The sequence below is a fragment of the Reyranella sp. genome (assembly GCF_030651995.1).
Lineage (GTDB): Bacteria > Pseudomonadota > Alphaproteobacteria > Reyranellales > Reyranellaceae > Reyranella.
The window spans coordinates 1-13,611 of record NZ_JAUSBN010000031.1; the positions used below are offsets into that span (position 1 = coordinate 1).

Below are 13,611 nucleotides of genomic sequence, written 5' to 3' on the forward strand. Positions count from 1 at the left end.
AGTCGCGGAACACGGCCAGGTGAAAGGGCCGCTTCGCCGGCTTGCCGGCGACATCGTAGGTATGGACGTTCATCTTCATCGGGTCGGCCATCAGGCCGACGGTGCAGAAGCCGGGTTCCACCGCTTCCTGTTCGGTGCTGCCGATCACGCAGGAAAAGTTGGTCTTCGCTTCCTTCTGCAATGGCACCTTCCAGGTGATGACATACTGGTTGGCCCCCACCAGCTCGCACTTGTCAATCATGTAGCCCCGCGCGATGGAACCGTCGGCGGCGATCACGCAGGCGAGACGCTTTTCAAATTCCGCCATCGATCGAACCTTCCCTGTATTGTTGTCATGTCGTTCAGCAGCAACTTCCGGAGCTCTTCATGTCAGCCCCCATGACGTCCGCCTACGATCGCAGCAACGTCTTCGCGCGCATCCTACGCGACGAACTGCCGTGCAAGAAAGTCTACGAAGACGAATTCGTGCTAGCCTTCCACGATATCGCGCCGCTGGCGCCGGTGCATGTGCTGGTGATCCCGAAGGGCGAATACATCAGCCAGGCCGACTTCGGCGCCAAGGCGCCGCCCGAGGTGATCGTCGGCTTCTGGCGCGCCGTGTCGAAGGTCGCGCACGATCTCGGCCTCGATCCCGAGGGCTATCGCCTCGTGGCCAATCATGGACCCAATGGCGGCCAGCTGGTGTTTCACTTCCATGTCCACATCTTCGGCGGCCGCACCATGAGCCATGCCATGGGCAGCATGCCCAGCCCGGACAAGGCCGGTTGATCCGGCGTCGCGCCCTGCTGGTCACCGGCGCGCTCGCGCCGGCCACCGCATGGGCGCAGACGTCGCCGACCGAGAGCGGGTGGTACGCCAGGGGCAAGACCAAGGAGCGGCCCGTGCGCTTCGCCGGCCGCGGCGACGGTGTCACCCTGGCCGGCACCTTGCTGATGCCGCTGTTCAGCGAGATCCAGTACGTGCCGGGCATCGTGCTGGTCGCCGGCAGCGGGCCGACCGACCGCAACGGCAACAATCCTCTGGCGCCGGAGCGCATCGACCTCCTGAAGGACATCGCCGAGCTGCTGGCGCGCAACGGCATCGCCTCGCTGCGCTACGACAAGCGCGGCATCGGCCAGTCGACGCCGCGGCCGCGCGGCTCGCTGGAGGCACAGGAAGCCTTCTTCGCCTGGGACAATTTCGTGGGCGACGTCGAGGCCGCGCATGCCGAGCTGCTGCGCCACGACGAGATCAAGCCCTATGCCACCGCGCTGCTGGGCCATAGCGAGGGCGGGTTGCTGGCGCTCGCGGCGAGCCGGTCACTGGCTGCGAAGAAGCTGCACGCGCTGGTGCTGGCCGCCACCCCGGGCCGCCGGCTCGACGCGATCCTGCGCGCGCAGATCGCGCGCAACGCGCCGCCGTCGCTGCGTCTGCCGACCGATCGCGCCATCGCCGCCATCCTCGAAACCGGGCGCGTGCCCACCAACCTGCCGCCGGAGCTGCAACTCCTGTTCCCGCTCTATGCCGGCCCGTTCCTGCAAAGCCTGCTGTCCTTCGATCCGGCCGCGGTGCTCGCCGAGAGCCGCACGCCCTGTCTTCTCCTGCAGGGCGGCGCCGACCGGCAGGTGGTCCCGATGGAGGACATCCAGCCGCTGATCGACGCGCTGGGAACGCGCGGCGTGTCCGGCGAGGCCGTAGTGATCCCGCAGGTCAGCCACAACCTGAAAACCGTGACCGGGCCGCTCGATCCGGGATTCGCCGGGCCGCTCTCGCCCGCCGTCGCCGCGGCTCTGCTGAAGTGGCTGGTGCCGGCGCTCGGCGCTTGATCGACACTCGCGGCCGGCCGATCATCGAGGCGAGAGACGGAGGCCATGACATGAGCGTGACAGTGCGGCCCGTGACCGAGTCGGTCGGAGCGGAGATTCTCGGCGTCGACCTTCGCAACTTCAGTGACGAGCAGTTCGCCGCGATCGAGCGCGCCTGGTACGCGCATTCGATGATCCTGTTGCGCGGCCAGCAGCTCAGCGACGACCATCTGCTGGCCTTCAGCCGCCGCTTCGGCGAACTCGATCCGCCGCCCAACCAGGAGCGCGGCCGCATCAGCCCGCCGGGCTACCCCGACATCTACGTCGTGTCGAACGTGCTCGACGCCAAGGGCGATCCGATCGGCGCGCTGGGCGACGGCGAAGCGGTCTGGCACACCGACATGAGCTATCTCGACGTGCCGCCCGACGCGTCGATGCTCTACTCGCTGGAAATCCCGCCGACCGGCGGCAACACCTGGTTCACCAGCATGCAGGCGGCCTGCGATGCCCTGCCCGCTGCCTTGCGCGCCAAGATCGAAGGCCGCCGGGTGAAGCACGACGGCACCTACAATTCCGGCGGCTACTTGCGCAAGGGCGTGACGCCGACCGACGATCCGATGGTTGCGCCGGGCGCCTGGCACCCGGCGATCCTGCGTCACCCGGTCAACGGCCGCGCCACGCTCTATCTCGGGCGCCGCCGCAATTCCTTCGTCGAGGGCTACACGAAAGAGGAGTCCGACGCGGTGCTGGAAGAGCTGTGGGCGCACGTCACCCAGCCGCGCTTCATCTACCAGCATGTCTGGAAGCTGGGCGACCTCGTGATGTGGGACAATCGCTCGACCATGCACCGCCGCGATCCGTTCGACAAATCGGCGCGTCGCATCATGCACCGCACGCAGATCAAGGGGACGACGAAGCCGATCGCCTTCGCCGCCTAAAAAGCAAAAAGACGACAAAATGAAAAAATGATCGGAGGAAACATGCGGCGGCAGAAGAAGTTCTATGCCTGGGGTTACGCCGACGAGGACCTGACCCAAGACGAGATCAGGCCCTGGGAGGCCGAGATCGCCCAGCGCTACGGCCTCTCCGGCTTCGACGTGAAAGCGCCGCCCAAGGCCGACGAGATCGTGTTGCGCAAGAGCCGCGTCGAGGTGCCGGCGGCGCTGCAGGCGATGGTGCGCACCGATCACCTGACGCGGCTCGAGCACAGCTACGGCAAGGCCGGCTTCGACACGCTGCGCATGTTCATGCGGTCCGTGCCCAACCCGCCCGACGCGGTGGCTTTCCCGGAAAGCGAAGAGGACATCGTCAAGGTCCTCGACTGGTGCGACCGCATCGGCGCCAAGGCGATCCCCTACGGCGGCGGCTCGTCGGTCGTGAAGGGCATCGAACCCTCGGCCGCTTTCGACAAGGTCGTGACCATCTCGACGCGCCACATGGACAAGGTGCTGGAGGTCGACGCGGTGAGCCAGGCCGCGCGCATCCAGGGCGGCATCTACGGACCGGCGATCGAGGACGCGCTGCGCGACACGCCGTTCACGATGCGCCACTACATGCAGGCCTATCGCTGCTCGACCCTGGGCGGCTGGATTGCCACGCGCTCGGGCGGCCACTACGCCACGCTCTACACACACATCGACGATTTCGTGGAGAGCACGCGGGTCGTGACGCCCGAAGGCACGCTGGAAACGCGCCGCCTGCCGGGCTCCGGCGCCGGCCCCAGCCCGGACCGGATGTTCATCGGCTCCGAAGGCATTTTAGGCATCATCACCGAAGCCTGGGTGCGCCTGCGCAAGAAGCCGACCTTTCGGGCCTCGGCCAGCGTGCGCTTCCGCGACTTCCATGCAGGTGCCGACGCGGTGCGCGACATCACCCAGGCGGGGCTCTATCCCGCCAACTGCCGCCTGCTCGAAGCGCGCGAGGCGCTGCCCGGCATCCCGTGGAGCAACGAGGAGGCCGTGCTGGTGCTGGCCTTCGAATCGCCCGACCATCCGCTCGACGCCTGGATGAAGCGCGCGCTGGAGATCTGCGCCGCCCATGGCGGCGTCGCCGACCAGAGCGACGACGACGAGAACGCCCATCGGTCCGGCGCCGCCGGGGCCTGGCGCAACAAGTTCATCCGCGCGCCGCACTATGGCGAGCATGCGGTAGCGCGCGGCATCCTCTCCTCGACCTTCGAGACCTCGATGACCTGGGAGCGCACCCGCGACTTCCACACGAAGATCACGAAGATCGCCAAGGACACGATCAAGGCAGTGACGGGCCGCGACGGCACCGTCACCTGCCGCTTCACGCACGTCTATCCCGACGGACCCTGCCTCTACTTCACCTTCGGCGGCCTGTACGACCCGAAGAAGGACGCGCTTCAGCAGTTCATGGAGATCCTCTCGACCTGCACCGCCGCGACGGTGGAACATGGCGGCACGACCACGCACCATCACGCCGTCGGCCGCTTCCATCGGCCGTTCTACGACAAGCAACGGCCCGAGCTGTTCGCGCGGGCGTTGCGGGGCGCCAAGCGCGAACTAGACCCGAAGGGGATGATGAACCCGGGCGTGCTGATCGATCCGTGACGGCGGGATGTCAGCGCGTCGCGACGGCCGACCGCGGCAGAAAGAAATACATGACAAGGACGTGACGGACGAGCAGGAGCGCGCCCACGCCCACGAAGAAGAGGCCGTCGGCGACGAGGTAGTCGTCGACTTCGCCGGTGTAGATGATGGTGTTGGGGATCTTGATCAGCTCGATGCAGATCTTGGCAATCAGGCCGATGGAGAGCTGGCCAACGCCGTAATTGTGGCACCTATGATTGATCAGTTCCTGCCAAGCCTCGTCCGGCGTCCCCAGCAGACCGAAGATCTCACGCAGAGTCTTGCATTCCTCTAGGAGGACGCCCCAGCCGATCATGATGATGCCAATGCCAGTGACGATTTCCATCTCTTCGTGGATGTCAGGCTTCAGCCACAACAACTTGGGGATTTAAGTCAATGTGATGACCATGAGGATGCAGATCAGCAGGGAAATCAGGCCAAATGCATATTGTGAAAAAAGAACACGCATCAAAGGACGCATCATCGCAAACTCTCTTCTTTCTGTTGCCTCGACCAAGCGTGGCCGCGGCGATGCGACCCTAGTCGAACGGCCGATCGAGGATCAATTTCGGCAGGCGTCATCCACTCGATACTGACGCCTCTCCTCGCTAGAACAGGGCCATGATCGACTGGCTGTATTCGCTCCCCGAGACCCTCGTCCTGGCAATGGGCGCCCTTTTGATGGCCGGCGCGATCCTCGCCCTGCCGTCTCTGGTGCACCGGCTGCCCTACCTGCGGACCAGCAACGAGAACACCGACTTCGTGCTGCGCATGCAGGCCACGCTCTTCACCATGACGAGCCTTGTGCTGGCTTTCACCCTGGTCGAGGCGGAGAGCAACTTCCGCAAGGCCGACTCGCTGGTGGCGACCGAGGCATCGCAGATCAACCGGCTTGACCGGCTGCTCAATCGTTATGGCGACGAGCAGGTCACGGAGCTGCGGCGCAGCCTGATGGCCTATGCGAAGGCGATCGTCGACGACGAATGGCCCGTGATGCTGCGCGGCGAGGCCAGCGACAAGGTGCGCCTCGCCTTCGCGCGCCTCTCGCGCGGCATCTTCGAGATCGAACCGCGGTCCCCCCGCGAGAGGACGATCTATGCCGAAATCCTGGGCTCCTTCGACTCGATCGCGGAGTCGCGCGACGCAAGGCTCAATGCCGTCTCGCTCGCCCTGCCCAAGCTCTACTGGCAGGTCGTCTTGTTCGCCGTCCTCATGTTGCTGTTCATCACCAGCACCATGCAGCGCAGCGCCTTCCGCGCCTAGCTCCGCCTTCGTAGGCGCCCGCTCGTCTCTCCTCTCCTTGCGTGGCTCGGCCTTTCGCGCCGGCCGGAACTGGGCGGCAGGGACCTCTTCCAACGAGATGCAATAGGCGGCGCGATTGGCAGCTTGTACGACTTGCCAGTCCGCGTTGCTTATCTTCGGTTCACGTTCCACGACACCAAGTGGCACTGATACTGCGAGTGCCTGGGGTGTCACGTTGCGCACATGGCAGGCGAACATCGTCTCCCGGTCGAGCTTGCGCATTGATTCGAGGAAATCTCGCTCCGAGCGCATTTCCGATGCGAAGACTGTGGCGTCCCTACTCGAAACACCACCGGCATACTTGATGCTCGTACTAGCGAAGATCGACGCCCGCAAAGAGGTCGAAAGCTGATCGAGGTTCTGATGTGCGAGGACCATGCCCACCTTGTATTTGCGGGCCTGATTAAGCAGATGATCGACCGTGACATCAAAGTAGTCGGCAGCCTCATCGATATACACGAAGGCAGGATTGCGCTCGTGCTGGGGCACCGTCGCTCGACGCTGTGAGGCCTGGGCGATGAGTGCAATGAAGAAGCGTCCGAGGATCGAGGCGCCCTCGTGGCCCAAGAGTTCCTTGGCCGTGTTTACCAGGACGATCTTGCCGCTCTGAAGGGCGCCATACATATCCACCTTGCTGCGTGGATGGCTGAACATCCGGTCAAAGGTCGCATTCGAAAGAACGCCCCAGAGACGTGTGAGAACCTGCTTCTTAGTTTCATTGAACGTGCGGTCAAAGAAGCGCGTTTCAAAGAAGGCGCGGGCAGTGGGTGGCAGGCGCTCCATGTATGGCCGGAACGGCTCGCCGTCCTCCATGAGTTCACGGAAAGTGTGGATGGTGGCATCCGGTATCTCAAGGAGGAGGCGGGCGATGTACTTGAAGATGATGCCTTGCCGGGCCGTGAGTTCGGCGCCCAGTAGCGCTCCGAAAAAGTATTCGTAGAGGTCGATGGTGGCATTGAGGAGCCGCTCCCGATCCACCATCGGCAGCCGCCCCATGCTCCCGCGATCGAAGTCGAACATGTTGAGCGCGACCGGATATTCGACATCGGTCGGATCAACGATGAGCAGCCGATCGGCAAGGCCAGAGGGATCGTCTGGTGCGAAGAGCGACAGCCGCGAGATGTTGCGAATCAGATCGCCTTGGGAGTCGATCACCACGACCGAGCGGTTGTCTTCGATGCTCGCCTCAAGGTCTCTCAGGATGCCAAGCTGGAGGAGCTGGGTCTTACCGTGACCGGAGCCGCCGACAATGTGGGTGTGCTCGAAGCGGACCGGGAACGGGATCGAGAGCGGCAGTCTCGTGTCGAAGAACCTCTTCCATGGCGTACCATCAAGATACATGGCCGCGACCAGGTCCGGTTGGTCCGGTGTGTATGCTGAAGGTGGCACGAACTTGCGTTCGGTCTCAAAGCGTTCATGCCACTCAATGCCTGAAGCCAGGCATGCACGTCGGTCCAATTGCTCCCGTAGTTCGGGAAAGACATCGGCCTTGAGGACCATATCGCTCACAAACGTCGCATACAGCCGCTCAATAATCTCCGGAACGCTGTCCAGGAGATCAACAAGAGGAACTGTGGGACCGTCTGTGGGAGTGGGATCGGGATCGTCCCAGTCCTCTTTGAAAAGTGTTGCCGGGAGCGCCTTGAGCACTCCGGCAATTGCGCCGACGACGGGGCTACGCCATTCGACGAGCAGGTGGGCAGGATTCGAGAGGAAGCGCTCCTTGCGCTTTAGGTACGTGCGGAGATCGACACCTTCATGGGCGGTGAGCGTTTCGAAATGTGGTCGATCGGGAAAGCCGTAGAGTAGGAAGTCAAGGTCAACGAGGTCGCCGACGAGCCGACCAATGGCGTTGATGAGGGGGTCGATAGGGATACGTTCCGCCCGTTCGCCCGCCTCAAGGATGACGCCGACACGAAACGCACCGAACTTATCATCGGTGTACTCAGACGCATCAAAGGCCGCTTTGATCTTGTCATACAGCGCCTCCATATCGCGCAACTCGCGGGATTTGGTACCACCCGCGAAGAAATTAAGGAGGTTGTTCCACACGGCGCGCGCTAACTGATCTCGATGACCTCTTCGCCGCCAAAATGCGCGGCGGCCTCAAGTACGTTCTTGAATGTCTGAGCTGCTTCCCGCACCTGCTCTTCGATCGCAATCATTTCAACGATATCCTTGCAGTCGATGCGCTTTCCATTCTCAAGATCGCCAACGCTGATCGACAGGTTCGTTGCCTTGTGGGCTAGGCGAGAAGCAACGCCGAGGAGCCCTGAGCCAGGATGGATAACTGTAGTTCGCTCGTATAGAATCGTGTCGGAAAGCTTGTATTTCTTGATGTTAGCCCGCTCCTCCTCCGAGAGGTCGGCCCGGACGTCGAGCAAGAAGGTGATGGTTTTCGAAAGCATGCCACTGGACTTTTGGTCCCGGCGCAGAATGAGCTTCATTGTCCTCCCCTTTACCGCTCGTCAATGGCGGCTTTTGTGCATTGCCTTTTACTACAGTTTTGCAACCATGCGAAGAGGGACCTGCGCTTCGACCAGTTGGCCCGTTTGGGGTATCATTGGAAAGTGAAAGAAAGAGCGCATGACGGAAGCTGATACGTGCCGAAGATACGTTGTTCCGAAGCTTCAAGGGGCTGGTTGGGATACTGATCCGCACAGTATTGCGGAGCAACGAACCATCACGGATGGGCGGATCATTCCTGTTGGCTCTGGTTTCGTACGCAAGCCGCCGAAGCGCGTCGACTATCTCCTTCGGTACACGCGAGACTTTCCGTTGGCGGTCGTTGAAGCCAAGCCGGTGTACAAGACAGCCGCTGCAGGACTTCAGCAAGCAAAGCAGTACGCGGAGATGCTCGGCTTGAAGTTCGCGTATGCCACTAATGGCCATGAGATTATCGAATACGATTACACCACAGGGCTGGAAGCCAAGGTGGAAGATTTCCCGACTCCGAAAATACTCTGGGAGCGCTATCGATCCGCTGTCGGCTTGGGCGATCAAGTAAAGGGCGACCAATTGCTGACGCCCTCCAATCACACAGTCGGAAAGGGTGAACGATACTATCAACAGATCGCAATCAACCGGACCATCGAGGCGATCCTTAGAGGGGACAAGCGTTTGCTCGTCACTATGGCCACGGGCACTGGAAAGACAGCCGTCGCCTTTCAGATTTGCTGGAAGCTCTGGAACGCTCGCTGGAACCGCACTGGCGAACACCGTCGGCCACGCATCCTCTATCTCGCTGACCGCAATATCCTCGTCGACCAGCCGAAAGACGGCATCTTTGCGGCTTTTGGAGACGCCCGACACAAGATCACGTCCGGGGAAATAGTGAAGAGTCGCGAGATGTACTTCGCGATCTACCAATCCCTAGCAGAGGATGAGCGTCGAGCCGGACTCTTCAAGGAGTATGCAGCTGACTTTTTTGATCTCATCATTGTTGACGAATGCCATCGCGGAAGTGCTCGCGACGACAGTTCATGGCGATCTATCCTGGAGCACTTTTCGCCAGCTTTTCAGCTTGGTATGACTGCGACGCCGCTCCGCGAGGATAACCGCGACACCTATCTCTATTTCGGCAACCCAGTTTACGAATACAGCCTCCGGCAGGGCATCGACGACGGCTTTTTGGCACCGTATCGCGTACATCGCGTTGTCACAGAGTGGGACGCGGCTGGTTGGCGTCCGACTAAAGAAGAACGTGATCGGTACGGCCGCACTATTCCCGACGACGAATATCAGACCAAGGACTTCGAGCGGGTCATTGCGCTCAAAGCGCGAACCGAGGCAATTGCCAAGCACCTGGCTGACTTCATGCAAAAGAATGACCGCTTCGCCAAGACGATTGTATTCTGTGTCGACCAAGAACATGCATCAGAGATGGCCGCAGCTCTCGGTAACCTGAACGCGGACCTTAGGGTCACATATCCCGACTATGTCGCTCGTGTTACTTCTGACGAGGGTGATATCGGACGCGGACATCTGGGGCGCTTCCAAGACGTTGACACCAAGACTCCCGTTGTCCTGACAACCTCCCAATTGCTTACAACGGGCGTGGATGCTCCGACATGCAAGAATGTCGTTCTTGCTCGTGTCGTTGGCTCAATGAGTGAGTTCAAGCAGATTATTGGGCGTGGCACGCGCGTGCGCGATGACTACGGCAAGCTTTGGTTCAATATTCTCGATTACACAGGTTCGGCCACGCGTCTCTTTGCGGATCCCGACTTCGACGGTGAACCGGCTAGGGTGACGGAAACCGAGATCGATGGCAGCGGGGCGGTCACCAAGGAGAGCGAGTCATCGACGGACATTGGCGATGAATGGGACACTGGTCCGGCAATAAGTGAGCCGCCATCAGATGAACCTCGAAAGTTCTATTTCGACGGCGGACAAGTGACAATTGCTGCCCATATCGTGTCAGAACTCGATCCCGATGGGAAAGTGCTGAAGGTTGTCCGCTATACTGACTATGCCGGCTCGACAGTACGATCGCTGTTTCAGTCGTCGCGAGAGCTGCGGCTAGCTTGGGCGGACAGTGATAAGCGAGCAGAAGTGATTGTCTCGCTTAGGGAGCGCGGCATCGACTTCGAGAAACTTGGCGAATCACTGGGCCAAGTCGAAGCCGATCCATTTGATCTCCTCTGTCACCTCGCATTCAGTGCGCCGCTACGTACTCGTCGCGAGCGTGCCCAAGCGCTCAGGACAGAAAAGCCTGATCTATTTGTGCAGTACGGAGATGAGGCTCGTCAGATTCTCGGTGAACTATTGGAAAAGTACGCTGACCATGGCGATGCCCAATTTGTTCTGCCGGATGTACTGAAGGTGCCGCCACTATCGCACCATGGTCAAGTGAGCGACATCATCCAAATTTTTGGTGGGGCAGATCGTCTGCGTGCCGCCGTAACCGAGTTGCAGAGTCAGCTATATGCCGCGTAGTCCCAAGACAAAGAAAAACGACGCCCCTGCTACCACAGCACAGGCGCTAGGCAGTCTTCTCAAGTCTGCTCGCAAGATCATGCGGAAGGACAAGGGACTTAACGGTGATCTTGACCGACTACCGCTCCTTACTTGGATTATGTTCTTGAAGTTTCTGGACGATCTGGAGGTCGTTCGAGAAGATGAGGCAACCCTTGCAACTAAGCGATTTCGGCCGGCCATTGAAGCTCCTTATCGGTGGCGCGACTGGGCGGCGAATCAGCAAGGTATCACGGGAGACGAGCTGCTCTCTTTTATCAATCAGGACGAGGCGGTTCGACCGGATGGCGTGCGTGGACCCGGCCTCTTCGCGTACCTTCGGTCGCTCTCCAGCAGCAACGGCGACAATCGGCGCGATGTGATAGCAACTGTCTTTCGTGGTGTCGATAACCGGATGAAAAGCGGCTATCTCCTCCGTGATGTGATCAATAAGATCGGGAGCATCCATTTCACGTCTAGCGCCGAGCTGCATACGCTCGGTGCGCTCTACGAATCAATGCTTCGCGAGATGCGCGATGCTGCCGGAGATTCTGGCGAATTCTACACTCCGCGAGCGGTTGTCCGCTTGATGGTCGAGTTAACCGATCCGAGGGTTGGCGAGGTCGTTCTCGATCCAGCAAGCGGTACGGGCGGATTTCTTGTTGAGGCATTCAATCATCTGTCGAAGCAAGTCAGGACCGTTGGAGACCGGAAAAAGCTCCAGCAGGAAACCCTCTACGGTTGTGAGCCTAAATCCCTTCCATATCTACTCTGCCAGATGAACCTGCTTCTTCATGGGTTGGATGCGCCGCAGATCGATGGCGAGAACGCGCTGCGGTTCAAACTGTCCGAAATCGGAGAAAAGGACCGCGTCGACATTGTCCTCACCAACCCACCGTTCGGCGGCGAGGAGGAGAGGGGGATTCAAGGCAACTTCCCCGAAGATCGACAGACGGCAGAGACCGCGCTCCTTTTTCTGCAGCTCATCATGAGGAAGCTGCGTCGGCAGCCGACCAGTGCCAACCGGAAGAGACGTCTCAGCGAGCTGCTTCGACTGGAGGAGGACGCCGTTCGAATTCAACCAGAGGGATCGTATCCGCAGGTTGGACTCAAGAGTTTTGGCGCAGGCTTGTTTTCCAAAGCGGCTATTTCTGGGACCGAAACGACATACCGCGCCTTCAATCGGCTCTATGATGGTGCAGTGGTTCTCAGCCAAGTGAAAGGTTGGGAAGGCGCAGTGGCTGTTTGTCCCAAGAACCTAGCCGATTGGTTCGTGTCCCCGGAGTATCGAACCTTCCGATGCATCGAAGGTGAGGCGAGACCCAGGTATCTAGCGGCGATTGTTCGAACGAAATGGTTCTGGAGTGGCCTCAGCGATGCAACGCGAGGGGTTGGCGCACGGCGAGAGCGGACGCGCCCAGAGCAGTTTCTTAATATTGAGATTCCAATGCCAGATGCGCGAAGTCAGGAAATTGGTGAAAGCGTCTTTGCGGAGGTGGATGTGCTGAAGCGGATGCAGGCGGAGACCGCTGTTGAACTTGAGGCATTGCTTCCATCGATCCTCGATAGGGCATTCAAGAGAGAGCTTTAGCTTGTCCGTATTCCGGTCAGAATTCCTATCGTACGAATAGTCAAAGCACGCCGAACCGCTTAGATCACCGCTGCTGTCACCGCGCTGAACGCCCTGCTCGGCACCCCGTCGATCATTAGCTTCAGAAAGATGTGGTAGTTTGGAAGCGCGATGAGGTCATTCGCGCCGAACACAGGAGCGAACTCTCGACCCAGATGGGGGGCATCCTCCGCCCCGGTGCGGAAGGCAATGATGGTTCCTGTATTGCCAAGGACAGCGTGGCGTACCTCAGGCTCCAGTTGATCGAGCTGCTGGTGAGCCAGAGTGAGGCCTACTCCGTATTTGCGTAGCTCCGAGGCCATGGTGGCGATCGAGAGTGTGGTGAAGCTCTGGAACTCGTCGAGATAGAGGAAGAAGGGGCGCCGTTCCGTTGCAGGCATGTCCGCCCGGCTGAACGCAGCCAAGCCCACCGTCGAGACAAGCAAGCTACCGAGGAGGTTGGCGCTGTCCTCTCCAATCTGGCCTTTGGCGAGATTGACAAGAAGTACCCCGCCCTTGTCCATGATCGCCCGCAGATGGAGATCCTCCCGGGGCTTGGTGAGGATGCGGTTCAACAGCGGGTCAGCGAGGAACGCCCCAATCTTGTTCTGCACCGGTGCTGCGCCATCCGAGCGATACCCAAAGGAGTACCTGGAGAACTCCTTCTGCCAGAAAAGGCGTACCGCCTCATTCTGAATGCCGGCGGCCACCTCCTTCCGGAAACTTTCCTCCCCAAGAAGCCGCAGCACGTCGGCGATAGTGCTGTGGGGCCGTTCGAAGAGGGCATACAGAGCGTTCCTAAGAATGTGCTCCATCCGTACGCCCCAGGCATCGATCCAGAGCTTCCGCATCGCTTCGAGCACGCCTGAGACTGCGAGCGATATCTTGTCCTCCCGGACATGTCGGAGCGGGTTATATCCGTACGGCGATGCCGGATCCGGGACGTTCCAGTAGGTGACATCGGAGCGCCCCGAAAGCGTTGCGGCGCTCGCGATCCTTTCAACAACATCGCCATGAGGATCGATAAAGCAGAAGCCACGACCAGCCTCCAGGTCTTGCCGAGCTATCGAGGCCAGAAGTGTCGATTTTCCGGTCCCTGTCTTACCTACAACATACAGATGCATGAGCCGATCGGATTGACGAATGCCAAAAAGGTGTCGCCGTCGGCCGTTAGTTACTCCTAATCTAGAGACGTCGCCCTTCAACATAGATCTACGATACTCTCCGGCGCGCAACCAACAAGGGACGGAGATGCCAGTCGATGCCTGGTTGCAACTGGGTTCACACAACTACCCGTTTGCTCTTTTGCGGAGTAGAATGTCCCTATCTCTCCCTCAGACTACTCGATGATCGGTATCCGAAAGACAAT

The 13,611-nt window shown here is 60.3% G+C and carries 11 protein-coding genes; 6 read left to right on the forward strand and 5 right to left on the reverse strand.

The genetic code is table 11. The annotated features are described in order from the left end of the window. The coding region (locus tag Q7V45_RS08385) for a hypothetical protein (protein WP_304850000.1) at positions 1-307 on the reverse strand (307 nt) is incomplete at its 3' end. Between the two features lie 59 nt (positions 308-366). Here Q7V45_RS08385 and Q7V45_RS08390 point away from each other — a divergent pair. Genes Q7V45_RS08390 through Q7V45_RS08405 form a run of 4 tightly spaced genes read left to right on the forward strand, consistent with a single transcriptional unit; the run spans position 367 to position 4,357 of the window. Next, positions 367-768, forward strand: a complete 402-nt coding sequence (locus Q7V45_RS08390) for a histidine triad nucleotide-binding protein (protein WP_304850003.1) — start codon at positions 367-369, stop codon at positions 766-768. Next, positions 765-1,805 (forward strand): S9 family peptidase, encoded by a 1,041-nt coding sequence (locus Q7V45_RS08395; protein ID WP_304850006.1) that lies wholly within the window; start codon positions 765-767, stop codon positions 1,803-1,805. The genes Q7V45_RS08390 and Q7V45_RS08395 overlap by 4 nt, the downstream gene beginning before the upstream one ends. Positions 1,806-1,855: 50 nt before the next feature. Then, on the forward strand, positions 1,856-2,722 hold the full coding sequence (locus Q7V45_RS08400) for a TauD/TfdA family dioxygenase (protein ID WP_304850009.1): 867 nt from the start codon (positions 1,856-1,858) through the stop codon (positions 2,720-2,722). Positions 2,723-2,764: 42 nt separating this feature from the next. Next, positions 2,765-4,357 carry an FAD-binding oxidoreductase gene (locus Q7V45_RS08405; RefSeq protein ID WP_304850012.1) on the forward strand — a complete coding sequence of 531 codons (1,593 nt, stop codon included), beginning with the start codon at positions 2,765-2,767 and terminating at the stop codon, positions 4,355-4,357. Between the two features lie 10 nt (positions 4,358-4,367). Here Q7V45_RS08405 and Q7V45_RS08410 read toward each other — a convergent pair whose 3' ends face one another. The 3 genes from Q7V45_RS08410 to Q7V45_RS08420 form a co-directional block, all read right to left on the reverse strand. Next, complete coding sequence (locus tag Q7V45_RS08410; protein WP_304850015.1) at positions 4,368-4,721, reverse strand: hypothetical protein; 354 nt, start codon at positions 4,719-4,721, stop codon at positions 4,368-4,370. A 134-nt stretch (positions 4,722-4,855) separates the two neighbouring features. Next, positions 4,856-7,729: a type IV secretory system conjugative DNA transfer family protein gene (locus Q7V45_RS08415; RefSeq protein ID WP_304850018.1), complete on the reverse strand. Its 2,874-nt coding sequence runs from the start codon at positions 7,727-7,729 to the stop codon at positions 4,856-4,858. An 8-nt stretch (positions 7,730-7,737) separates the two neighbouring features. Continuing rightward, positions 7,738-8,124, reverse strand: a complete 387-nt coding sequence (locus Q7V45_RS08420; protein ID WP_304850020.1) for a hypothetical protein — start codon at positions 8,122-8,124, stop codon at positions 7,738-7,740. Positions 8,125-8,263: 139 nt separating this feature from the next. Here Q7V45_RS08420 and hsdR point away from each other — a divergent pair, with 139 nt between their 5' ends. After that, the gene (gene hsdR, locus Q7V45_RS08425; protein ID WP_304850023.1) at positions 8,264-10,615 is read left to right on the forward strand and encodes an EcoAI/FtnUII family type I restriction enzme subunit R; all 2,352 of its coding nucleotides are present in this window, start codon (positions 8,264-8,266) and stop codon (positions 10,613-10,615) included. Positions 10,616-10,754: 139 nt separating this feature from the next. Continuing rightward, entirely contained in the window at positions 10,755-12,224 is a 1,470-nt protein-coding gene (locus tag Q7V45_RS08430; protein WP_370692571.1) for an N-6 DNA methylase, read from the forward strand. Positions 12,225-12,283: 59 nt separating this feature from the next. Here the strand turns inward: Q7V45_RS08430 and Q7V45_RS08435 are convergent, their stop codons facing one another. Next, positions 12,284-13,366, reverse strand: a complete 1,083-nt coding sequence (locus tag Q7V45_RS08435) for a type IV secretory system conjugative DNA transfer family protein (protein WP_304850029.1) — start codon at positions 13,364-13,366, stop codon at positions 12,284-12,286. Positions 13,367-13,611: the final 245 nt, after the last annotated feature.